This is a genomic window from Micromonospora zhanjiangensis (assembly GCF_042650605.1).
GTDB lineage: Bacteria > Actinomycetota > Actinomycetes > Mycobacteriales > Micromonosporaceae > Micromonospora_J > Micromonospora_J zhanjiangensis.
Genome location: NZ_JBHSBN010000030.1, coordinates 44748 through 70617, shown reverse-complemented (window position 1 = coordinate 70617; position 25870 = coordinate 44748). Strand labels below are relative to the sequence as shown.

The window sequence follows — 25870 nt, the reverse complement described above, 5'->3', positions numbered from 1 at the left end:
GTCGTCGCTAGGCGGTCACGGCGTCCGGCGTACGCGCATCGACGGCGGCGGCATCCGAGCGTCTCAGCTGATTGGCTTCGGTTCGGTCTGGTGGACCACCCCACCGGCAAGAGTGCAACCATTTGGTCGCTCCAGGTAACGTCGGCTCGGTTGAACGCATCGACGATCACTTGAGCGGATGAGGGGCTCTCAGTGTCGGAGTACGAGCCGCCTGCTGGGGCGCAGTCCCAGCCAGGCCCTGTGCCACCACCTTGGCCGCAGTCAGGCAACCCGATGCCCGGGTCGCCACACGATTTCCCTGCATCGCAGGCGCGCCGGCTTGGTGGTACTTCGTCTGATTCTCCGGCAGGAGCCTCGCCGTGGTCGGCACCGCAGCCTGGCCGTCCATACCATCAGCCGCCCCCGGACGCAGGCATGCCACTCGTCGATCCTCACCGGCCGCAGACCTGGCCACCATCACCGCCGGCGAGTCCACCACCGGGACCCGCGGCACGGACGGGAGGGTCTCGCCGGTGGTGGTTGTTCGGTGGGATCGCGGGAGCCCTGGTTCTGTTGCTCGGGATCGCGGCAGTGGTGTTCGTGGTCAGGTATGTGTCCGACTCCCCGGCGTCGGCGTTGCGTGGGGCCGCCGATCGGATCCGCTCGGCTCCGGCGGTCCAGGTCGGCGTGACCTACCGGGACGCCGGCGGACACACCATCAACGGTCAGTTCACCGTCACCGGCGACAACCTGGCCAGCGGCACCGTCACCGACCCACTGGGCGGCCGTGCCGACCTCGTCGTCGGCGCCGGGACGTCGGCCGTGCGCGGCGACGCCGACTGGTGGGCTCGCCGCTCACCCAAACAGGTCCGCGCCATCACCGGCCAATGGGTACGCCCCGAACCCGGAGTCGCCTTCCCGTTCGACATCGCCGCCGTCCTCAACCCGACCGCCCTGGCGAAGCGGGTGGAGTCGCTGGCCACCGCGGCACGCCGCAACGACGAGACCACTGAAGACGACGACAAGGTCCGTACCGTCGTCTCCGGCGACTGGACCGCGCTGTTCGACACCGGCGGCGACCGGAAACTGCGCTGGCTCGGCGGACCACTCGACCCGAACCTGGTGACCCAACCAGCCGCCTACCACGACAACGACGACAACCGGTCCGCCGGCGTCACACCAGCGCACCGCACGGGGCCGGACACATCGGGCCGTTCCACCGTGGTCGCACCGGCACGCTACGACCCCATCGCCATCCCGCCATACGTCGCCATCACACCCGAGCCCACCGGATCGGACGCCGCCACCGGCACCCAGGCGGCGGTGGCGAAGGTACTACCCGAGGCCAGCCCTGCCGTCCCGTCCGGAGCGGTCTCCGCTCCATCGGCACCCGGTCCGGCCGCCCAACGGAACGTCAAGCCTGGCTATGCCACATTCGACCTGGTGTCGACCGCGCAGGACTGCAACACCCCGATGTGCACATGGACGGTCACCGTCACCAACACCGGCACCGCAGCCGGAAGCGGCGTGCTCTACGCGTCGGTCACACCCGGAATGCCACTGGTCACCTTCCCCGTCAACCTTCCCGTCGGCGGCACCTTCACCACCCCACCCATGACCTTCCCGAACCCAGCCCCGATCATCAGAGGCAAGAACACCCAGATCACGATCACCTACACCACCTGGCTCTTCAACCCGTCATTCGGACACGACCCAGCCCTACCGAACCGACTGGCCACCCGAGGAGTCAACCCCAACACCCTCGTCCAGATCGACCCGGGCTACATGCCCTCCGTGCTCAAACTGCTCGACCAGATGACCAGCCACGTCGGGGCTGGCGACACCACCACCGGACCCAACGCCGTCACAGCAATGGACACAGCCATAAGAGCCGGCATGCTCCCCGAACTGAAAACCATCGCCGAATCCGGGCGCCTCGAAAATCCAGAGGATCTCACCACCAAGTTGAAGAACGTCGTCCAAGATACCCTGCCGGGAAGTCCAGATCCTGTAGCCGACAAGATCGGCTTCCGCCGCGAAGTCGAACAAGCCGCCGAAATCCTACGTCAAGACCCGAGGGCACGAGTGGTACTAGATGGCGCCATCCGGAATCCCGTCACCGGAGAACTCGACGGCGCAGACGTCTTGGACACCGTCAATAAAAGCGCGTTTCAACTCAAGTCTGTCAGCAGTGAAAGATTGATCCACGCGATCAAGATCGCTATCAACCAACTCAATGGTCTACGAGGCGTCGATGTCAGCTCGGGGATCCGCCAGCAGGCACCCCCCGGGTACAGCAAGATAGCATTGATCTACCTTGAGCCAGCAAGTGGACGCCGACACCAATTTACAAAGGATCAGTTGACTCGGTATCTCCGGCAATCGAGCAGTGACTTTAGCCTCTGCGACGAGAACGGCATAGCCCGGCTAGATCAGTTAATAATTGTCAACGCCCATGGCGCCTCAACCTGGACGAAAGGGAGGTTCAGTGAGATCGGGCAGGCTTGTTAACGCGTGGAGCAGCTACGACAGTGAGGAGGTGTGCTGGTGGGAGGCAATCTTTCCCTTCGAGCTCGGGCCGGACTTCCTTTCATCATGGCAAGATGTGGTACTCGCCACGGCCAACGACACCGACATTCTTCGGATTGAAAAGATCGATCGTATTGACTATTCACGGGAAGTCGACGGACGCCTGGTGGACTTTCTCCACAACCATCCGGAAAGCGTACCCGAAAGTGGGGACGAGTGGCGCCCGGCCGGATTCGCACTCAATTACATCGAGACCTTCCCTGATCGAGGCTCCAAGACGCGGCTGACGTACGCCGACCGTAAAGGTGAGCCCGCCGACGCGTGGGTCGACAACATGCATGAATTCGCATACCCTCTCGGCCTCGCCAGATCATTTCCAAATCCGCCGTTCAGCATTGATTACGTCATATCCGATTCGTACGATCCGGACTTCCCGAGCCATGTCGGCACGATATTCTCGGTCTCCACCGACATCTGGTTCCCTTGGACGAGTGGCTTCTCGCACGAGTCCGGCCTCATGGACGAGGTCCTCGACAACCGAGGGCTCGCCGCGATCAACGGCCCCCGCCTCAACACGTTTCTTCACCAGATGCATGACGAGACCGCCCGGATCGGTGGCAGTTGGACGGCCCGCGGTGGGCTCAAGCAACTTCAGGCCCAACTGAATGAGAAAGGCATCGACCTCTCAGCCCCTCGCCCAACTCTCTGAGAGGGGATTCGGTGAGCTCGGGCAGGCTTGTTAACGCGTGGAGCAGCTACGACAGTGAGGAGGTGTGCTGGTGGGAGGCGATTTTCCCCTTCGAGCTCGGGCCCGGCGTCCTTCTGCCGTGGCAAGACGCGGTACTCACCGCAGCCGACGACACCGACATGCTTCGGATTTACAAGCTTGATCGGATCGGCTACTTACGGGAGCGCGACGGCTACCTCGTGGACTTTCTCCGCGACCATCCGGAAAGCGTGCCCCACAGCGAGGACGAGTGGCGTCCGGCCGGATTCGCACTCAATTACCTCGAGGCCTTCCCTGACCGAGGCTCCAAGACCCGGCTGACGTACGCCGACCAGGAAGGCGAGCCCGCCGACGCGTGGGTCGACAATATGCATGAATTCGCATACCCTCTCGGCCTGATCAGATCGTATCCATATTCACCGTTCAGCATCGAATACTTCATCTCCGAACTGGACGACACCGACTTCCCGAACCATGTCGGCACGATATTCTCTATATCTACCGACATCTGGTTCCCCTGGACAAGTAGCTTCTCGCACGAGTCAGAGTCTGGCCTCATGGACGAGATTCTCGACAACCGGGGGCTCGCCGCGATCAACGGCCCACGTCTCAACACATTCCTTCACCGTATGCGCGATGAGGTTGCCAGGATCGGTGGCATCTGGACGGCCAAGGGCGGGAACAACCACCTTCAGGCACAACTGAACGAGGAAGGCGTCAACCTCTCGGCCCCCCGCCCAACTCCCTGAACCGAGGCCAGCGCACACGACCGACCTCCAGCAAGCGACCACAGCAGCACGCCGGTGCGACCAGCACACGGTGGACAGAAATAGCAAAGCCGCAGGTATTCGGCCTGCGGCAACGAGGAGAGCCTCGGGTTAGGAAACCGATGCTCTATCCCCTGAGCTACGAGGGCGCGAGGGCCCAGTCTAACGACCCGGGGGTTCACCTGGGGTGGCAGGGAGTGGCCCACGTTCACCCACGTCACCCGAACCGCCGTTCTCCCAGCCCAGGAGCACACCCCGAGTTTCCATGTGACTCCGGTTGATCTTGGTGGGCAGGGTGGATCGGCCGGCGCGGTGGGGTTGCGCCGGTCATCGACGTCCGGGAGCCGTCGGAGTACGCCGACGGGCATGTCCCCGGTGCCCGGTGTGTGCCCCTGTCGAGTCGCCGACGTTGCCAGATCTCCGACAGGTTGATTGCTGCAGCGGAAGCCCGCTTCCAGACTTTCCCCATCGCTGGCCGCTCGACCGAGGAGGTGTTGAGGATGCCTTGCACCAAGTGCGATGTGGACCTGGCCGGCGGTGCCACGTCTCCGCGGACGACGAGGCGGCCGTCGCCCAGCAGGCCGCCGCCGTAGACACGGCGGTGGTGGAACTCTTCCGGCGGCTCGGTTGACGCGGGCAGGCACGTCATCGGCACCATCCACGGGCGCTACACCTGGCCCCCGGGGGCCAGGATCTGACGCGGCGCATCCCGGTGCGCCAACGCGGCCGGCCCGCCCGCATTTCCTGGCCGCGATGGCCAGGCCCCGCACGTCGTTCCACCTCGTGAAGTAATCGGTCGGAGGAAGCGATCGCCATGTCGACGCTGGTCATCGTTCGGGTGCGACCCAGTAAGCCCATGTCCGGCGCCGCGTTCACCGACGCGCTCGCCGGACTCACCGTAACCGCCTTCGACCTGACGTTCGGTGACTCGACGAACGGGGTGCAGCTCGGCAGCGCCGCGACCGTCTTCACGTCGTCGGCACCGGGCGACGACACCATCGACCTGACGAACGACGGCGTGATCGTGCAGCACTACGTCGACGTACCCGACCCGGTCAACCCGCCGGCCATCATCCGGCTGCCCCAGGCCGCCGCCACCGTGGCCATCGTCGCGGAGCCGCCAGCGGGGCACCCCGAGTATCCGACGCCGACATCCTTCGACCTGCGCCTCGTCCTCGACCGGGGTGGCCCGATCGCCGACCGCCGGCTCGACGTCAACGCGGTCGTCACGACCGTGGGCAGCCTGCCGACAGACGAGAACGACGTGCTGGCCATGCGCCCGAGCGCGTACGCGACCATCCCCCCGCGGCACCTCGGCGTCGGCGCGCACCTCGAGCTGTCACCCGACGGGACGCCGCCGGCATTCGACACCCTCGTCGTCGCCATCGACGCCGTCCTCGTCGACGACCCGGCCGACGGCACCCCGCTCGGGCACCGCGGCCAGCTCTCCGCGGCCCAGTCCCTGCAGGTCGCTCGGGAACTGGTCTGGGACCGGCAGATCTACCCCCCGCCCGAGGAGCCGCGCCCGCTGGCCCAGATGTACACCTCGCCCCCCCGACGACCCGAACGTGAAGGCGGACGACGCCGAAAACGACCGCCGCCGGTTCGAGGCCGAGCTCGACGGCTACTACGCAACCCACGACGCCCAGGCGCTCGCCCTCGCCGGGTTCGTGTTCTCCGCCTCCGCCGCCATGCTCTGCGAGCGACTCAGCGCCGGCGAGAACCTCACTGGCGCCGGCCCCGCGGGGCAGCAGCTCGACGGCGCCCGGGAGGCGCTGCTGCCGTTCCCCCTGCCGCCGCAGGCGTCCGACGGCAGCACGCTCACGCACACCGCCGTCCTGCTCACCGGTGCGCCCGAGGGCACCGTGCTGAACCCGCAGTTCGTGGTTCCGGCCGCCTACTTCTACGCGCTGGGCGCCCAGATGCCCTTCCAGGTGGATGCCGGGCAGCGGTTCGCCATGGCCCGGGCGGACGCGGAGGCGAAGCTTCTCACCGCGATCCAGGCCGCGCAGGACACCGGGCTGCTGGGAGCGACGGCGTCCCCGGTCGCGGCGACCGGGGTTCCGGCCACCGCGATCGACGCCGCGCAGGCCGCGCGTCGCCTGCGGGCGCTCGGACAGGCGCCGTCCGGAGCGCCCAAGGTGCCGCTCGCCGGTCCCTCCGCCGCCCTCGTCACCGCGTGGCTCACGCACGCGGGGCCGACGGGTTCGATCGACACCGATTTCTGGCAGGGACAGTTCGGCGGTGCCGGGTACCTCGACCTGCTGCTGCACGTCGTCACGGACGACTTCGACCCGCTGATCGCCGCGATCCAGGCGCCGCCGCTCCTGGTGGCAACCGCCGCGGACCTCCTCGCGGTGACCGACGCGTCCTGGCGTGCTGTCCTGCTGCCGCCGGGCGGCGCGCCGCGCCTCGACCTCCTGCCGCCGTTCACCCAGGTCGGCCCCGCGAGCACGCCGAGCGACCGGGTCGAGGCTTTCCTGCGTCACCTGCGGACGTTCTTCTCGGTGCCCTTCACGCCGGCGCCGCCGCCCGTCGCCGCCGCCGGTGCACCCCCGCTGTTCCCCACGGCGGGTGGGGACGTGCTGTTGCGCTTCGCGGCGGCGTACGCCGCGCACGGCGGTGGCACCTGGACTGTGGGCACCGCGCGGGACGCCACGGCGTCGTCCGCCGGCGTGCTCGACGTCTTCCCCGGGGACCCCGACGCGCAGGCGTGGCTCGCGCAGGCCCTCGACGTCCTCGACGCGCTCTTCCGCCTCACCGCCTTCGCCCCCGGCGCAGGTCTTGCGGAGCTGCGGTTCTCGCTGATGGAGGCGCTCTACGCGCGCGGGTTCACCACCGAGGAGGCCGTCCAGGCGCTCAGCCCCGACGACTTCCGGGCCGCCCTCGACGGCACGGTCGCCCACCCGTACGCGGCGCAGATCCAGACGGCGTCCACCTGGGTCGCGCCGCCGCAGCCCGGACCGTTCCGGCCGGTGAACCCCGACGGCACGCTCGTCGACTGCGTGCCGCCGGAGCACCTGTCGCCGTTCGGACCGGTTGCCTACCTGTACGACCTGCTCCGCGTGACCCCGGCCAGCAGTTGCGCGGAGCCGTCGGACGACGCCACCGAGGGCAGCCTCGGGGAGTTGCTCGCGCCGCGCCGCGGGTCGCTCGGCTCGCTGCAGGTCACCGGCGCGAACGTGTGGACCCCGATCCCCGTGATCGACCTGGTGAACGAGAGCCTGGAGGAGTTGGCCGCCACCGTCGCCGCAGGTGGGCCGGCGCAGGGGGGCGCGGTCCTGGACACCGCGGCCGCCTCGCTCGCCGGGCACGTCCTCGCACCTGCCGGCCCGGACGCCGACCCCGCCGCGGAGGCCTCGTGCGGCGGGGCCGCAGACCACCGGGCCAGCGAAGGGTACCGGCACGACCCGACCACGCTGTTCGCCGCGCTGCCCGAGCACTCCTCGCCCGCCGCGGTCGGCGTACCGCCGACGTCCGCGCAGGCCTACCAAGCGCTCGCCGTCGACCTCGGCGCCCCGCAGCTGCCGTACGACCAGCCGCTCGACGTCGATCGCAGCTACCTGGAGGCCATGGGTGGCAGCCGGTACGAGGTGATGCGCCGGTTCCGCCGGGACATCACCGAGTTCGTGCTCGACCCTGTGGCCGAGCCTGCCGGGTTCGGCCGGCACCTGTGGCGCTACCCCGTGCGGTTCGAACTGGCCCTGGAGTACCTGTGCATCGGCGCGCACGAGTTCGCCGCGCTGTTCGCCACCCCGCCGAGTGACGACCCGGGCGAGGGGGAGACCGCGGCGTGGCAGCTGTACGGCTTCCCGTCGGCCGTCGTCGACGACCGCCCCTGGGTAACCATCGCCGTGCGCCTGTCCGAGCTGCTCGCCCGCACCGGCCTGGCCTACTGCGACCTGGTCGACCTGCAGGCCTCCGGCCTGATCCGGTTCGGCATCCTGCCGGTGGAGACTCGCGACCGGACGGACGATCCGCGGCCGCTGCCGGAGTGCGAGCCCTGCTGTCCCGGCGACTGGCGGGTGGCGTTCCCCGAGGAGGCCGACCAAGAGTCCCCCCGTGACGGGCTCGTGCGGCTGGCCCTCGCCGTCCGGCTGTGGCGGTTCCTGCGTCGCCGCTGCGGGGGCGGCCTCAGCTTCGCCACGCTGGCCGATCTCGACAGCGTGCTGCACGTGTTCACCCCGGGCGGCCCGGTCGGCGTCGATCCCGAGTTCCTGCGCGACGTCGCGGCGCTGCTCATGCTCTGCGAGGACCTCGGCCTGCCGCTGCTCGCCGATCCCTGCGACCTGCCGCCCGCCGCTGGGCCGGTCGACCGGGTGCCGCTGCTCGCGCTGTGGACCGGCGCCGGTAGCGCGGGACCGGGCTGGGGACGTGCGGTCCGGATGCTGCTCGACGGCGTCGAGGACACGGCCGAACGCTCCGAGCCGGAGCTGCGCCGCAGCCCCGAGCTGGCCAAGGTGCTCGCCGACAACCTGACGTCCCTGTCCGCCCTCTGCGGGTTCGACCCCGCCACGCCCTCGGACACCTGGTGGGCCCGCCCGACGCACACCCTGCGGTTCGCCGAGGTCCTGCTGAAGGTGTACCGCTCCCGGTTCACGGTGGGCGAGCTGCTCTTCCTCTACACCGCGCAGCCGCACCTCGCGGGCGACGACCCGTTCCCCCTGCAGGACGAGTCCGAGGCGATCGGCGACCCGCTCGCGCTGGGTGACACCGAGCCGGGGCAGGACGGTGAGGACGGGTTCTCCCTCTGGGCCCTGCGGGCAGCGCTGCGGGCCGTGCACGTCGACGAGGACCACATCCGGGCGTGGTCGTGGCCGCGGATCAGCGCCTCGCTCCGGCAGGAATTCGGGTACGTCGCCCCGGCGGCCGGCCCGGATCCGCTCGAGGAGCTCGGGCGGCACCTGTTCCCCGAGCGGATCGGCGTCGGCGTCCCGCCGTCCGCGCGGCGCTACGCGGTGCCGCTCGCCGCGGCCGACACCTCGCCGCTCATGTGGGCCGACACGCCACTGTGGTACGACGCGGCCGCCGAGGAGCTGTCGATCGAGCTGCCGCTGCGCGACGGGCCGCTGCTCGACGCCCTGCTGCACCTGCGGCCGCTGCGCGCCGCCGAGCGCCGCGCCGTCCGCGACCTGTACTTCGCACCCCGCGCGGCGCTCGCCCCGTTCGCCGCACTCTTCGAGAACCCTGTGGGGGCCTTCGAGCATCTCGTGCGGTGCGGCGACGGGGACGAGCGGTTCGGGTTCTTCCGGGCGGCCTTTGCGCTGTTCCACCGCCGATGCGCGCTGCTCGCCGAGCACCTGGGTCGACACGTGCTGACCGCCACCGGCGGCGACAGCGACGGCGTCGAGGAGGCGACCCGCGTGGCCTGGCGGGTGCTGCGCAGCCTGTGGGCGGACGAGAATGTCGGCCTGGCTCCCTGGGAGGACGACGCGGGCGCGCCTCCGGAGGTCACCTGGGGGCCGTGGCCGAGCGGCGGCGCCTTCGCGGCGCTACTCGGCCTGCTCGGCACCGGCCTGGTCGGCGAGATCGGCGCGCCGCCTGCCGACGACGGAGACGACGACCGCCACCACCACCACCGTGACGAGGACGACGACGCGGAGGGGGAGGACGAGGAGGCCGCGCCCACCGGACCCGTCGGACTGTGGTGGCGCGAGGTTCGTGGCCCCCTGACCGCGTTCGGCGGCGCCCGGGACGCCGGCAACGCGCCGGTGCCCACGGTGATCCCGGCCCTGGACCTGCAGCTCACGCCGCAGCAGAGCCGCTACGTCGCGCTGCGGAACGGGCTGGCGCTGCTCGATGCCGGCGGCGAGCCGCTCGGCGGGGCCCAGCCGTTCGCGGTGCGCTGGCACGGGGTGCTCATCGTCGAGCGCGGCGGCCGGTACCGCTTCCTCGGCCGCGACGTCGACCGCCACGAGGGGCACGAGCACGACGGGCACGAGCACGACGGGCACGAGCACGAGCGCTGCGAGGGGCGGGCCTGGCGGCTCGTGCTGCGCCGCGGCCAGCGGACGTGGACCGTGCTCAACCACGGGATGCCCGGCGAGGACGCGCCCGGGCACCGGTCCGGGGCGCTGGCCCTGCGGCGGGGCGCGTACGACTTGGTCCTCGACGCGGAGGAGCGACGCCCGCGATTCCAGCGGCAACAGGACGCGCGGCCGACGCGGACCGGGTTCTGGTTCGGGTACGAGGGCCCCGACACGGAGGGCAAGCCTCAGGTCCTGCCCTTCGAGCGGCTCTTCGTCGCGAGCCACGACGCCACGCTCGGCGTCGGCGTCGTCCGGCAGCCGCCCGAGGGAGAGGGAAAGGTGCTCCCGCCCGGTGCGGTCGTCGACGGGGAGCAGGCGGCCGGCTGGCTCGAGAAGCTGTACACGAGCAGCCTGCGGGACATCCGGCGCACCTACCAGCGGGCCTTCAAGGGCGTGTTGATCGCGCACCGTGCGGGGCTGTCTGCGGACCCGCTACGCGCGCAACGGCAGTCCGAGCTGGGGTACCTGCTCGAGCACGCGGAGACGTTCGCCGGTACGGCCTACCCGCGGACCGGGGCGGCGGCGTTCGGCGTACACCGGGCCTGGTTCGACCTGAACCTGCTGCCCGTCAGCGATCCCTACCCGCCGGCCGCGCTCCTGGCCCAACCGGTGCCGCCCTACCCGGCGGTCCCGGACCAGCGCAGCGACCCCGGCGCCCCGCGCCGGGCCGCGCTCTTCGACACGTGGGAGCGCCTGGTCGACTACACCGACCTGCGCCGGCAGACCAGGCGGGCGCGCGAACGGCCAGCCTGGGTGCTGTTCGACGAGGTGAGCGAGCAGCAACCCGACGACCCCGCCCAACTCCTGCGACACCTCGGCATCGACCTGCGGTACGCGCCGATCGTCGCGACCTACTTCGTGCCGCCGCCGGGGTCGGCGCCGTACCGGTTCGGCCCCACCGATCTCGAGGACGAGCGCTGGGCCGTCCGTGCCTGGCGCGGGGCGACCTGGCTGCACCGGATCGAGCAGCACCTGGTGCCGGCGGACGTCACCACGGTCCGACCCGACCTGTGGGCCTCCGACGATCCGGCGGCCGCCGACGGGGACGGTGTGACCGGACTGGCAAACCTCACGGCGTTCGTCCAGGCCGCGTACCTGGAACACGGAGAACCCCGCCGGTACGCCGACCTCGAACGGCTGAACGACGGCCTGCGCCTGCGCGCCCGTGACGCGCTCGTCGCCTACCTCTGCGCCGCGGACCGGGTACGACTGCCCGACGGCGTCACGTACGCGCGGACGGTCACCGACCTGTCGGACCTGCTGCTGCAGGACGTCGCGACCGGCGTCTGCCGCCGCGTCACCAGAGTGGAGGATGCCGTCAGCGCCGCGCAGGCGTTCGTGCAGCGCGCCGTGCTGGGGCTCGAGCCGGCGCTGCCGGTCGGCACCGCACTCCTCGAGCTGTGGGAGTGCCGGCTGGCCACGTTCCGGCAGTGGCAGGCCGCGGCCCGCCGGGCGCTGTACCGGGAAAACTGGATCGAGTGGGATGAGCTGCGCCAGGCGCAGCGCCACGAGGCATTCACGCTGCTCGAGCAGCGGCTGCGGGAAGACGTGCTGACCGTGCCGGTACCCGGCGGCCTCACCTGGTGGCCCGGCCCCCGCCCGCCGCGACACCCCGGCCTGCGGCTGTTGCAGGACGCCGAGCCCAACGAGGAGTGGCTGGTCCAGCCGCCGCCGGAAGGGCTCGGGCTGCTCGGCAGCCCCGAACACGGTCCGCAACCGTCCTGGTTGTCGCCCGTCGAGGGGCCACCGACGCCGCCGCCCGACGGAGACGGAGACGGAGACGGAGACGGGGACGGAGACGGGGACGGGGACGGGGACGGGGACGGGGATGACGGCGGTCCTGTCGGGATCGCGGATCGGCCCGCCGGCGGCGCCCCGGCGGCGCCCGGCGGCTCACGGCGCCGCGCGCCCGCGGCCGCGAAGCGGGCGCGGCGCGAGGTCAGCGCGCAGGTGCCGGACCCGGACCCGGTCCGCACCGCGGTCGAGCGGGTCAGCGGCCGCGCCCTGACCGCCGTGGCCGGCGAGGAGGACGGGAGGCAGCCAGCCCAACTGCCGCTCTGGCTCGACGCCGCGATCGGCCTCGGTGCCCCCTTCGTGCGGGTCGCCGCCGCCGGCCTGCCCCCGGCCTCCGCGCACCTGCATGCCCCTGGCGCCGACGTGCCCTGCTGCGACGCCTGTCCCGGTGAGCACCCGGCGCGCGTCGACGAGTACTACTTCTGGCTCGCCGGCTCCGCGCTCTTCGAGGAGGCGGACGCACCGCAGGACGCCGAGGCCGGCGTCGTCGTGTCGACCCTGCAGAACCCGGCGGACCAGACCTCGGACTGGCACCGGCCGCAGAAGCTGCCGGCGCTGCTGCAGTGGCAGCCCCGCGGCGAGGTGCACCTGTGGTGGTGCCGGGTGAATGCCGGGCAGTTCGAGGCCCCCCGGCGCAGCACGGACGGGGTGGAGATCACGCCCGGTGCGGCACCCGGGCTGGTCTTCCACGGGCGCAGCGGGGATTCGCTGCGGTTCTCGGTGGCCGGTGCGGTGCCGCCCGTCGGGTACCAGGATCCGACCGCCCCGGGCTTCCGCTACGACCTCGTTCCCGACGCGGCCGTCGTCCTGCCGCTGGTCGAGCCGCCCGCCGGGCCCGCCCCGACGTTCCCCGGCGGGCTGGACGGCTACCCGTACCTCTCCTTCGTGTCGCCCGGCGCGGCGCTGATCCCGCTGTCCCGGTTCGCCGTCGCGATGACGGTCGCCGGAGCGCTCCGGGCGCACTGCCGGCACGATGCCGCGCTCGCCTGGTACGACCTCGTCGGCCACCCGCTGGAGCAGGACGACGCGTGGGGCGGCTGCCCGCCGCCGAACCCGGTCGACGAGGACACCGCGCGCCGCCGCGCCGTGCTGCTGGCCTACCTGGAGACCCTGCTGGACGCCGCCGACGGCCTGCTGTGCAGCGGGAGCCCGGAGCACGCGCTGCGCGCCCGTGCCCTGCTCGACGTCGCCGGCCGGGTGCTGGGCGAGCCGCCGCGTCGGGTCCTGCCCGCAGCGGCGGAGCCCCCCGACGGGGACGGGGAGGGCATGACCGTGACCGGCTTCCAGCCCGCCCCCGCCGCGCTCAACCCTCGCCTGCTCGCCCTCTACGAGCGGCACGAGGAGCGCGTCGGCCTGGTCCGGCAGCGCCTGGACGGGCAGCGGCTGCGCGAGCGGTCGCGCCGTCCCGGCCCGGCTTTCTGGACGGCCCCGGACCGGCCCGGCTCGCTCACCAGCCTGCTCGGTGAGCCTGCGGCGGTCGGCGGGCAGGGCTGCGACCTGTGCGGCCCGGCCGAGGGCTGCACGTGCCTGGCGGGCCCGTACCGCTTCACGTTCCTGGTGCAGAAGGCGATGGACCTGGCGAACGAGCTGCGCGGGTTCGGCGCGGCCCTGCTGTCCGCCTTCGAGAAGGGCGACGGGGAGCTGCTTGCGGCACTGCGCGCCGGGCACGAGCGGCAGCTGCTCGACCTGGGGGTGCGCACGCGCCAGCTCCAGTGGCGTGACGCCGACTGGCAGGTGCAGGCCCTGTACAAGACGAAGCAGGGTGCGCTGGCCCGGCTCGGGTACTACCAGGACCTGCTGCGCCGGGGGCACAACGCGGGCGAGACCGGGTACGAGTCGCTCAACGGCGTCGCCACGGCGTCCAAGGTGGGCGCGAACGTGTCCGAGGGGATCGCGCAGGGCATCGGGATGACGCCGGACTTCTGGCTCGGCGTCGCCGGCATCGCGGGCACACCCCTGCAGTTCCAGCAGTTCCCGCTCGGGAACAAGCTGGCCGCGGGGTTCAGCACGGCCGCACGGATCATGAACGGGCTCGCCGACATCGCCAACATCACCGGAGGTCTCAGCCTGACCGAGGGCGGCTGGGAGCGTCGCGAGGACGAGTGGCGGCAGCAGGTGCAGGTCATCTCCATCGAGCTGGAGCAGGTTGAGCGGCAGATCCTCGGCGCGGAGCGGCGGCGCGACGCCGCCCTGCGAGACATCAACGTCCAGCAGCAGCAGGCCGAGCAGGCCGCGGACGTGCAGGACTTCCTGCGCGACAAGTTCACCAACGCGCAGCTGTACCTCCACCTGCAGCGCGAGACGGCCGGACTGCACCGCCGGCTGTACGACCTCACCGTGCAGGCGGCCCTGCGGGCGCAACGCGCCTTCACCGTCGAGCGCGCCACCAGCCGCCACACCTTCCTGCCCGCGGAGTCGTGGGACGGCGGCGAGCGGGGGCTACTCGCCGGCGAACGCCTGCTGGTCGCCCTGCGGCAGATGGAGGCGGCGTACCTGGAGGAGAACTGCCGCGAGTACGAGCTCACCAAGCACCTCTCGCTGCGGGTCGACTTCCCGCTCGCGTTCCTCCAACTGCAGCAGACGGGCCGGTGCGAGATCGACGTCCCGGAGTGGATGTTCGACCTCGACTATCCCGGCCACTACCTGCGCCGGATCAAGAACGTCACGCTGACCGTCCCGGCCGTGGTCGGGCCGTACACCGGGGTGCACTGCCGGCTCACGCTGCTGTCCAGCCAGATCCGGCTCGACCCCCGGCTGGCCGTACCCCCGGAAGGCTGCTGCGGGCAGTGCCGCTCCGGCTGCGCCTGCGGCGACGTCGGCCCGTGCCGGTGCGCCGGCGGAGGGCGGCCGCGCACCTGCCGCTGCGCCACGGGCGCCTGCCCGAGCTGTTCCCGGTGGCGGGACCGCAGCAGGTGGGCGGACCCCGCCGGGTACGCCCTGGCGCCGGACGACCCCCGCGCCGTGCGCTCCCACATCGCCGGCGAGGCCATCGCGACCTCCACCGGCCAGAACGACTCGGGCCTGTTCGAGCTGTCGTTCCGCGACGAGCGGTACCTGCCGTTCGAGTACCGCGGCGCGGTCGGGCGGTGGCGGATCGAGCTGCCGCAGGAGGACAACCGCTTCGCGCTCGACACGCTCGCCGACGTGGTCCTGCGGGTCGACTACACCGCCCGCCAGGGCGGTGAGGCGCTGGCCGAGGCCGCCCGGACCGCGGCGCGCCGGCGCCTACCGGGTGCGGGTGTCCGGCTCTTCGACGTACGGCACGACTTCCCCGACGACTGGTACGCCCTGACCGGCGGCGACGCCTCGGGGGCGTGGCCGGTGCGGCTCACCCGGGACCACTTCCCGTTCCTGTCCGGAGGTTGCGACCTGGCGGTGACCCGGCTCGGGCTCTACGTCGAGGTCGAGGACCCTGGGTGCCGCGGCTCGCTGCCCGTCACGCTCGTGACCCGCCACCTGTGCGAGCACCGGAACGACGACGACTGCGACTGTCCGGGGCAGACCATCGAGTGCCTGGCGACCAGCGAGCTGCCCTGTCTGTTCCACGGCGTCGTCGACGTCGAGCTTCGCGTGCCGCGGCGCGGGCACCACCGGCCCATCGCGGTGCTTCGCTTCCCGCAGCGGGAACTCACCGCGGCCTACCTCGTGTGCGGCTACCGCATCCGCACGGGTCGGGAGTAGCGGCATGCCCGCGCCGCAGCCGGTCAGTACGCCGGACGACGACCGGCAGCAGCCGGCCGCACCGTCCATCACGCTCCCGAAGGGCGGCGGGGCGATCCGCGGTATCGGGGAGAAGTTCGGCACCGATCCCGTCACCGGAACGGGTTCGATGTCGGTGCCGATCGCCACCACCCCCGGGCGTTCCGGGTTCGGACCCCAGCTGTCCCTCTCCTACGACTCGGGCTCCGGCAACGGCCCCTTCGGCTTCGGCTGGAGCCTGTCGCTGCCCGCTGTCACCCGCAAGACCGACAAGGGCCTGCCCCGGTATCAGGACGGCCGGGAGTCCGATGTCTACGTGCTCTCCGGCGCGGAGGACCTCGTGCCGGTGCTGGCGGCCGACGGCAGCCGCTTCCGCGACGACAGCGCCGCCCCCGGGTTCGTGGTGCACCGGTACCGCCCCCGCGTCGAAGGCATGTTCGCCCGGATCGAGCGGTGGACGAACACCGCCACCGGGGAGATCCACTGGCGGTCGATCACCCCCGCCAACGTCACCAGCGTGTACGGCAAGGACGACAACTCCCGCATCGTCGACCCCGAGGACCCGTCGCCGGCGCATCCGAGCCGCGTCTTCAGCTGGCTCATCTGCGAGAGCTATGACGACAAGGGCAACGCGATGGTCTTCGAGTACGCCCAGGAGGACGCCGACGGCGTCGACCGCAGCCGGGGCGACGAGCGCAACCGGGTGCGGACGGCGAACCGCTACATCAAGCGCATCAAGTACGGCAACCACGTGCCCCGGATCGTCCAGCCGGACCTGTCGGCGGCGACCTGGCTGTTCGAGGTGGTGTTCGACTACGACGAGGGGCACCTGGCGGACATCCGTCCCGACCCGTCCCGGCCGCAGGCCGACCAGCACCGGTTCGTGACCGCCTCGGCGACGCCCCGCCGTCCGTGGGGCGTACGTCCCGATCCGTTCTCCTCCTACCGCGCCGGCTTCGAGGTGCGGACGTACCGGCGCTGCCGCCGGGTTCTGATGTTCCACCACATCCCCGACCTGCCGACGGGCGAGCCAGGTTACGACGGCCTGGTGCGGTCCACCGAGTTCGAGTACGCGGATCTCGACCCCGACGGGTCCCCGACGATCGACGAGGAACTGGCTCACCAGGGCAGCACCCGATTCGCCTCGTTCGTGCGCGCGGTCACCCAGACGGGCTACGTGCGTCGCGCCATTCCCACGGCTGGCGCCGACGAGGCCACGTACCTGCAGAAGTCGCTTCCGCCGCTGGAATTCGAGTACAGCAAGGCGGCGATCCGGGACCGGGTTCAGGTCGCCGACACCGCACAGCTGGAGAACCTGCCGGCAGGACTCGACGGGTCCACGTACCAGTGGGTGGACCTCCATGGCGAGGGCATCACCGGGATCCTGACGGAGCAGGCCGGCGTCTGGTTCTACAAGCGCAACATCAGTCCGATCAGCGACCGGCCGGTCGAGTTCGCGCCGTTGCAACGCATGGAAGCCAGGCCGAACGTCAGCGCCACCGCGGGGCGGGCGCAGTTCATGGACCTGGCCGGCGACGGCCAGCCCGACGTGGTGGTGCTTGACGGCCCCGCGCCGGGGCTGTACGAGCACGACAGCGAGTTCGGCTGGCGGCCCTTCCGCCCCTTCACGTCGCGCCTTAACCGCGACACCCGCGACCCCAACCTGAGGTTCGTCGACCTCGACGGCGACGGCCTCGCCGACGTCCTGATCACGGAGCAGGACGTCTTCACCTGGCACCCGTCGCTGGCAGAGGACGGCTTCGGCCCGGCCCGGCACGTTCGCCAGCCGGTCGACGAGGAACGCGGCCCCCGACTCGTCCTCGCCGACGGCACTCAGTCCATCTACCTGGCCGACATGTCCGGCGACGGGCTCACCGACCTCGTGCGCATCCGCAACGGCGAGGTCTGCTACTGGCCGAACCTGGGGTACGGGCGCTTCAGCGCCAAGGTCACGATGGGCAACGCGCCGTGGTTCGACGCTCCGGACCAGTTCGACCAGCGGCGCGTCCGGGTAGCCGACGTCGACGGATCCGGCACGAACGACGTCATCTACCTGCACCGCGACGGCGTGCGGATCTACTTCAACCAGTCGGGGAACCGGCTGAGCGAGGCGCGACGCCTCGATCGGCTCCCGCTCGCCGACGACGTGTCCTCCGTGACGACGGCCGACCTGCTCGGCAACGGCACGGCGTGCCTGGTCTGGTCGTCGCCACTGCCCGCCAATGCGCCCGGCCCCCTGCGCTACGTCGACCTGATGGGCGGGACCAAGCCACATCTCCTGGTCAAGTCGGTCAACAACCTCGGCTCCGAGACGGAGATCTCGTACGCGCCCTCGACCTACTTCTACCTCAAGGACCAGCGTGACGGCCGTCCGTGGGTGACGCGGCTGCCCTTCCCCGTGCATGTCGTCGACCGGGTCGTCACCCACGACCGGATCAGCGGCAACCGTTTCGTCTCCCGCTTCGCCTACCACCACGGCTTCTTCGACGGCGTCGAGCGCGAGTTCCGCGGGTTCGGAATGGTGGAGAAATGGGACACCGAGGAGATCGGAGCGCTCGCGGCCGGCGGCCGGGCTGCCGGCGGCGGGACAGCCGGCGGCGCCGATGTCGACGCGTCCTCCCACGTCCCGCCGGTGCTCACCAGGACCTGGTTCCACACCGGGGTCCACGACGGGGTCGACCGGGTCAGCGCGCACTTCGCGGCCGAGTACCACGGCGCGCCCGACCGGAGCGACCCGCACTACGCCGCCGCGCTCGCGGCGTTCGTCCGGACACTGTTGCCGGACACCGTGCTCCCGCCCGACCTGACGCCCGGGGAGGCACGCGAGGCGTCCCGCGCACTCAAGGGCTCCATGCTTCGGCACGAGGTCTACGGCCTGGACGGCACGGAGAACGCGCAGCACCCCTACACGGTCACGGAGCAGAACTTCACGATCCGGACGCTGCAGCCGCGGGGCGCCAACCGGCACGGCGTGTTCTTCCCACATGCGCGCGAGTCGATCAGCTACCACTGCGAGCGCAACCCCGCCGATCCCCGCGTCGCCCACGCCGTGACGCTCGTGGTGGACGACTTCGGCAACGTCCTCAAGGATGCGGCGATCGGCTACGGGCGACGACGGCCGGACCCCGCGCTCGCCCCTGAGCACCAGGCCAAGCAGGCCCGGACGCTCGTCACGTACACCGAGCACAGCGTCACCAACGTCGTCGACACGGCCGACGACCACCGCACGCCGCTGCCGTGCGAGTCGCGAGCACACGAGCTGACCGGTCTGACACTGGCGCCGGGGCGCCACCGCTTCACGTTCGACGAGATCACCCGGGCGGCGTCCGCGGCCGTCGCGCTCGACTACGAGCGCGACCCCACCCCGGGGCGGCTGGAGAAGCGCCTGATCGAGCACCTGCGCACGTACTACCGGCGCGACGACCTCGGCGGGCCTCTCCCGCTGGGCGCGGCGCAGTCCCTGGCGCTGCCCTTCCGGACCTGCCGGCACGCCTTCACGCCGGGCCTGGTCGCGGAGGTCTATGCCGGACGCGTCACGGACGCGATGCTGGCGGACGAAGGCCGCTACCTGCACACCGAGAACGACGACCAGTGGTGGGCGCCGTCCGGGCAGTCCTTCTACTCCCCGAAACCCGGCGACACGCCGGCGCAGGAACTGGCGCACGCCCGGCAGCACTTCTTCCTGCCGCACCGCTTCCGCGACCCGTTCCACACCGACGACGTCGGTACCGAGACCCTGGTGACCTACGACCCGTACGACCTGATGGTCGAGGAGACGTGCGACCCGCTGGGCAACCGGGTCACCGCGGGCGAGCGGGACGCCGACCCCACGCAGCCGGTCGTCCGGCGGGCGCAGAACTACCGCCTGCTGCAGCCCGACCTGGTGATGGATGCCAACCGCAACCGGTCGGCGGTCGTGTTCGACGCCCTCGGCATGGTGGTCGGCACCGCGGTCATGGGCAAGCCGGCGCCGGCGGCCGTCGAGGGTGATTCCCTGGACGGGTTCGCCGCCGACCTCACCCAGGCCGCGATCGACCGGTTCCTGGCCGAACCGAAGGGGCTGACGGCCGCCGCCCTCCTGGCCGGTGCCACCACCCGCATGGTCTACGACCTCGCCGCGTACTGGCGGGAACCGGATCCGGCCCGGAAACCTCCCGCCGTCGCCGCAACCATCGCCCGCGAGACCCACCTGAGCGACCTTCAGCCGGATCAGCGGTCGAAGATCCAGGTCAGCCTCTCCTACTCCGACGGCTTCGGCCGGGAGATCCAGAAGAAGATCCAGGCCGAGCCGGGCCCCGCCCCCCGGCGCGACGGCGACGGCGCGGTCGTCCTGGGCCCCGACGGCCATCCCGTCCTGACCCCGGACGACGTGAGCCCCCGCTGGGTCGGCAGCGGCTGGACGGTCTTCAACAACAAGGGCAAGCCCGTCCGTCAGTACGAGCCGTTCTTCACCGACACCCACCGGTACGAGTTCGCCGTCCGGATCGGCGTCAGCCCGGTGCTCTGCTACGACCCGGTCGAACGGGTGGTCGCGACGCTGCACCCCGACCACAGCTGGGAGAAGGTCGTCTTCGACCCCTGGCGGCAGGAGACCTGGGACGTCAACGACACGGTCCTGATCGCCGATCCCTCGACCGATGCCGACGTGGGCGACTTCTTCGCGCGCCTGCCGACCGCCGATCACCAGCCGACCTGGCACGCGCTGCGCACCGATCCGGCCCACGCCGCAGCCTTCGCGGCGCGGTATCCCGACGCGGCGGACCGCGCGAACGAGACGCGGGCCGCCGAGAAGGCCGGGGTCCATGCTGCGACGCCCACCGTCGCGCACGCGGACTCACTCGGCCGCACCTTCCGCACCGTCGCCCACAACAGGGCCCGGTACAGCGACATGACCGGGCCGCCCGTCGAGGAGTTCCCCGCGACGGAAGTCTTCCTCGACATCGAAGGCAACCAGCGCAAGGTCGTCGACCCCGCCGGGCGCGTCGTGATGCGGTGCGCCTACGACCTGCTCGGCAACCTGGTCCACGAGGCGAGCATGGAAGCCGGCGAGCGGTGGATGCTCGACGACGCTGCGGGCACGTCGCTCTACGCCTGGGACAGCCGCGGCTACCGCCTCCGCATCGCGTACGACCCGCTGCGGCGGCCGACGGAATCCTTCCTGCGCGCGGCGGCAGATCCGGAGAGCGTCGTCGCGCGGAACGTCTACGGCGAGGCGCGCCCGAACGCCGAAGACGACAACCTGCGCGGCAAGGTGGCAGAACTCGCCGACCAGGCGGGCGTCGTCACCAGCGACCGCTACGACGTGAAGGGCAACCTGCTGCGCAGCCGCCGCCGGCTGGCGCTGGAGTACCGGACCCCGCTGGACTGGTCCGGCGAGGTGCCGCTGGAATCGCAGACGTACACCGCGCACACCCGCTACGACGCCCTCAACCGGGTGACCCAGTCGATCGCCCCGCACAGCGACGCGCCGGGGGTGGGAATCAACGTCGTTCAGCACGGGTACAACGAGGCCAACCTGCTGGAGCGGGTGGATGCCTGGCTCGACCAGCGTGCCGAGCCGGATGACCTGCTCGACCCCGCCACGGCCGACCTGCACGCGGTGACGGACATCGACTACGACGCCAAGGGTCAGCGGCTGCGGATCACCTACGGCAACGGCGCCACGACGGCGTACACCTACGACCTGCTGACCTTCCGCCTCACGCACCTGCGCACGAGCCGCGACGCCGCCGCCTTCCCGGGCGACTGCCGGCAGCCGCCGCCGGCCGGGTGGCCCGGCTGCCAGGTGCAGAACCTGCACTACAGCTACGACCCGAAGGGCAACATCACCCACATCCGCGACGAGGCGCAGCAAACGGTGTACTTCCGCAACACCCGGGTGGAGCCGAGCGCGGAATACACGTACGACGCCATCTACCGGCTCATCGAGGGCACCGGGCGCGAGCACGTGGGGCAGGCGGGCGCGCCGACGCCGTACTCCTTCGACGACGCGCGGCGCATCGGCCTGCCGCACCCCAACGACGGCAAGGCCATGGGCAACTATCGCGAACGCTACGCGTACGACGTCGCCGGCAACATTCTCTCGATGCGGCACCGTAGCAGTGATCCGACCCTTTCCGGCTGGACGAGGACCTACGCCTACGACGAGCCGAGCCAGCTCGAACCCGGGCGGCGGAGCAACCGCCTGACCAGTACCCGCATCGGGGCGACGACCGAGACGTACAGCAGCGGCGCCGATGGTTACGACGCGCACGGCAACATGCTGCGGATGCCCCACCTCGGCGCCGGCTCGCCGGCGCCGAACATGCGCTGGGATTACAAGGACCAACTGCACGAGACGGATCTCGGCGGCGGGGGAAGGGCGTACTACGTCTACGACTCCGCCGGCCAGCGCGTGCGCAAGGTCTGGGAGAAGTCAGCGGCCCTGGTCGAGGAGCGCCTCTATCTCGGCGGGTTCGAGGTGTTCCGCAGGAGCGAGGGACCCGCCAGCGAGCGGACGCCGACCTTCGCGCGGGAGACGCTGCACGTGATGGACGACACCGGGCGCCTGGCGCTCGTCGAGACGCGCACGCTCGACCGCGCGGGCGACGACAAGGCACCGGAACGTCTCATCCGGTTCCAGTACGGCGACCACCTCGGCTCGACCAGGCTCGAGTTGGACGACCACGCCCAGATCATCTCCTACGAGGAGTACTCGCCGTACGGCTCCACGACCTGTCAAGCCGTACGCAGCCGGACCGAGACGCCGAAGCGGTACCGCTACACGGGCAAGGAGCGGGACGAGGAGAGCGGCTTCTATTACCACGGGGCGAGGTACTGCGCGCCGTGGCTGGGACGGTGGACGAGCGCCGACCCCGAGGGGATGGCCGACGGGGTGAACCTCTACTCCTACGGCCGGAACAATCCGGTCAGGTATGGCGACCCGACGGGCACGAACTGTGACCCGGCAGTGCAGTCGTGCATCGACCCCACGCAGCCGACCGCGCGTGAGGAGGCCCTGCAGCAGTCGCTCCCGGCGGCTGAGCGCAACCTGCCGCCGCCTGGCGCCCTCTCGTCCTCCAGTTCTTCCGGCTCCGGTGCGGGACTGTCCTTGGCCGGCAACCTGCTGCGCTCCGCCGCTCCGTCCGCCTCGGTTGCGACCGCAGCGCAGGCGACGAACTCGATTGAAGACCTCCTGACCTTCTTGCACGCCCAAGCCGGCTTCGAGACCGGGGCCGTCCGGCCGCCGACGTTCAACCCCCGCTCTGCCAGCCCGTTCGGAACGGCTGCGCACGCCCGCGCGACGAACGTCCTCGACGAGATGCAGCAGCTTGGATTCCTGGGCTCGGAGTCCATCTATTCGGAAGTGCGGGTGGTGAACGGCGTCGTCACGCAGATCGGCGGCACACCTGGCGGACCGCGCGGGGCAAACAATATCGACATCATGGTCGCCCGGCCCGGAACGACGATCAGCGTGGGCGACAACATCTCCGGTGGCACCGCCGACCTGATCGGGGACCTCAAGTACGGCGGAGGCGTGATCAATCCCAAGTACGGCGTCCACGGATCACCGTTGACCACCATAACGGGCCGAACGGCGCCGGGTCCGGTTCCGGCGGCCCCGGAGCTCATGATGACTCCGTCGGCGCGTTGGTTCGCCGGCGGCGCGGGCGCGCTGAACTTCGCGGGTGGCGCGTTCATGCTCGCCAGCATCGACACTGAGCGAGACCCGGGCATCGTCACCGCCGGGAAGGTCACCAGCGGGACCGCCAGTCTCGTCGGCGGCGGGATGGAGATCGGTGGGGCAGCGTTCGGGTCGGTGGGCCTGGCGGAGGCGGGGGCAGCCGCGTCCGGCGTCGGTCTGATCATCGCCGCGCCCATCATGGTCTACGAGATGCGACCTCGCGGGTGGGTCGCCATCGACCCGGTGTTGGCGGAGCGGAACATGCAGCGATTCCGCAACGGAGAGAACGTCAATCCATTCTGCGCGATGTGCCACGGTCAGGGCGGCGCGCTGGATCCGAACAACGACTGGAACGCGGGAGGAGCCCGGCGCGCCGCCTTCATCAACAGACTGCAATGGAAGTATCTGGGAGATTAGCTAGTAGTATTTTGTCACGTTTTGGTATAGTTCATGAGCTATGGGTTTGTTGGCTCGTTGGCTCCGATGTGGATGTTCGGGAAGTGGAGCGCCTTCACGCCGATCTGGCCGATTTCACCGGCGACGTGTTCGGGTCGTTGACCCGGGCTGGATGGCAGGACCGGGCCGGACAGTATCTGCACGGATTGATGCTGGACGGGCGGCGTAAGTCGATCCAGCCGATGGCGGGCCGCCTGCCGGGTGTGCACGATCAGGCGTTGAACCACTTCGTGACGAACAGTCCGTGGGACGTGACGCCGGTGCGTCGACGCCTGGCGCTGCGGATGGATGAGGTGATCACGCCGGCGGCGTGGGCTCTCGATGACACGGGCTGGCTCAAGTGCGGGACCGCGTCGCCGGGTGTGGCCCGGCAGTACACCGGCACGGCGGGCAAGGTCACCAACTGTCAGATCGGGGTGAGTCTGAACCTGGTCACCGACACCGCGTCGTGTCCGGTTGATTGGCGGCTGTTCCTGCCCGAGTCGTGGGATCCCGCCTCGCCGGCCGCCGTGGCGGACGTCGGGCGGCGGCGTGCACGGGCCGGGATCCCCGACGACGTCGGGCACCGGGAGAAGTGGCGTCTCGGGTTGGACATGATCGACGAGGCCATCGGGTGGGGCATGCGACCGCCGTTGATCGTGGCCGACGCCGGGTACGGCGACAGCGGCGAGTTCCGCCACGGCCTCGCTGAACGCGGGCTGTCCTATGTGGTTCAGGTCGCCACCACGATCGGTGTGTACCCCGGAGTCGCCTTCCCATTCGACATCGCCGCCATCCTCAACCCGACCGCCCTCGCCCGACGGGTGGAGTCGCTCGCCCACGCGGCCCGCCGCAACGACGAGCCCACCGAAGACAACGACGACAAGGTCCGTACCGTCGTCTCCGGCGACTGGACCGCACTGTTCGACACCGACGGCGACCGGAAACTGCGCTGGCTCGGCGGACCACTCGACCCGACCCTGGTGACCCAACCCGCTACCTACCACGACAACGACGACAACCGGTCCGCCGGCCTCGTCCCGGCCGACCGCGCCAGACCAGACGTCTCCGGCCCGTCACCCGCAGTCGTGCCGGCCCGCCACGATCCGATCGCCATCCCTCCATACGTCGCCATCACACCCGAACCCGCCGGATCGGAGACCGCCAACGGCACCCAGGTATCAGTGGCGAAGGTCCTGCCCGAAGCGAGCCCCGCGGCTTCGGCCGGCGCGTCGTCCGCGTCACCGGGGGCGGGACCAACCGCACAGCGAAACGTCAAACCGGGATACGCCACATTCGACCTGACCATCAACGCACCCGACTGCCGCGCACCCATGTGCAACTGGACCGTCACGATCACCAACAGTGGCACCGCCCCCGGCACCGGAATCCTCTACGCACAAGCCACCCCCGGCATGACCCAAGTGAACATCCCGGTCAACCTGCCCGTCGGCGGCACCTTCACAACCCCACCGATGGTCTTCCCGAACCCGTACTCAAGGCAGCCGAGGCGACGGACATTTTCCGGGTGGACGCCATTGCCGACGTCGGCTACGCGCGCGAGCAGGACGGAGACCTCACAGAGTACATCCGGAGCCACCCAGGCAATGCTCTCGGCACCGACGAGTGGCTGCCCGACGGATGGATCCGCCGACACCGAGCACGGTCGAAACCAGCTTTCTGCTCTCGACGGACATCTGGCTACCCTGGACAACGGCATGGTCCCACGCGGACTCCTTCGCCGAAGCCGACGCCGTGCTGGACAACCGGGTGCTAGCCGCGGCGAATGGCGGACGCCTCAACTCGTTCCTAAGGCCGATACGCGAGGTCGCACTCGCTCTCGGTGGCGCGTGGCGGGTCAGCCCTGGGACCCCATTGATCGGGTCACAGGTCGACGAGTGCGGAGTAGTCCTGGACGCAGCGCCACCTACTATCCATTAAGGCGATCTCAGTCATGGTGCAGTGACAGTCATTATCCAGCCGAGCTGCTCCCATTCCACTTGAGGAGGTGTGCTGGTGGGAGGCGATCTTCCCCTTCGAGCTCGGGCCCGGCGTCCTTCTGCCGTGGCAAGACGCGGTACTCACCACCGCCGACGACACCAACATACTCGGATTTACAAGCTTGATCGGATCGGCTACTCACGGGAACGCGACGGCCATCTCGTGGACTTTCTCCACGACCACCCGGAAAGCGTGCCCCACAGCGAGGACGAGTGGCGTCCGGCCGGATTCGCACTCAATCACCTCG

At 70.6% G+C, this 25870-nt stretch carries 7 protein-coding genes; all 7 read left to right on the top strand.

Annotated features, from left to right (window positions below; translation table 11 throughout):
- Window positions 1-570 precede the first annotated feature (570 nt).
- The 7 genes from ACFOX0_RS28810 (at window position 571) to ACFOX0_RS28780 (ending at window position 25748) form a co-directional block, all read left to right on the top strand.
- Window positions 571-2490, top strand: a complete 1920-nt coding sequence (locus ACFOX0_RS28810) for a hypothetical protein (RefSeq protein WP_377551922.1) — start codon at window positions 571-573, stop codon at window positions 2488-2490.
- The gene (locus tag ACFOX0_RS28805) at window positions 2468-3217 is read left to right on the top strand and encodes a hypothetical protein (protein WP_377551920.1); all 750 of its coding nucleotides are present in this window, start codon (window positions 2468-2470) and stop codon (window positions 3215-3217) included. Before ACFOX0_RS28810 ends, ACFOX0_RS28805 begins: the two co-directional genes overlap by 23 nt.
- Before the next feature lie 11 nt (window positions 3218-3228).
- The gene (locus tag ACFOX0_RS28800; RefSeq protein WP_377551918.1) at window positions 3229-3984 is read left to right on the top strand and encodes a hypothetical protein; all 756 of its coding nucleotides are present in this window, start codon (window positions 3229-3231) and stop codon (window positions 3982-3984) included.
- A gap of 317 nt (window positions 3985-4301) precedes the next feature.
- Window positions 4302-4595, top strand: coding sequence for a rhodanese-like domain-containing protein (locus tag ACFOX0_RS28795; RefSeq protein ID WP_377551949.1), 294 nt, complete (start codon window positions 4302-4304; stop codon window positions 4593-4595).
- 975 nt (window positions 4596-5570) lie between these two features.
- Window positions 5571-15506: a Tc toxin subunit A-related protein gene (locus ACFOX0_RS28790; protein ID WP_377551915.1), complete on the top strand. Its 9936-nt coding sequence runs from the start codon at window positions 5571-5573 to the stop codon at window positions 15504-15506.
- 4 nt (window positions 15507-15510) lie between these two features.
- Entirely contained in the window at window positions 15511-23604 is an 8094-nt protein-coding gene (locus ACFOX0_RS28785; protein ID WP_377551912.1) for a SpvB/TcaC N-terminal domain-containing protein, read from the top strand.
- A 68-nt stretch (window positions 23605-23672) separates the two neighbouring features.
- Window positions 23673-25748 carry an IS701 family transposase gene (locus ACFOX0_RS28780; RefSeq protein ID WP_449288873.1) on the top strand — a complete coding sequence of 692 codons (2076 nt, stop codon included), beginning with the start codon at window positions 23673-23675 and terminating at the stop codon, window positions 25746-25748.
- Window positions 25749-25870 lie beyond the last annotated feature (122 nt).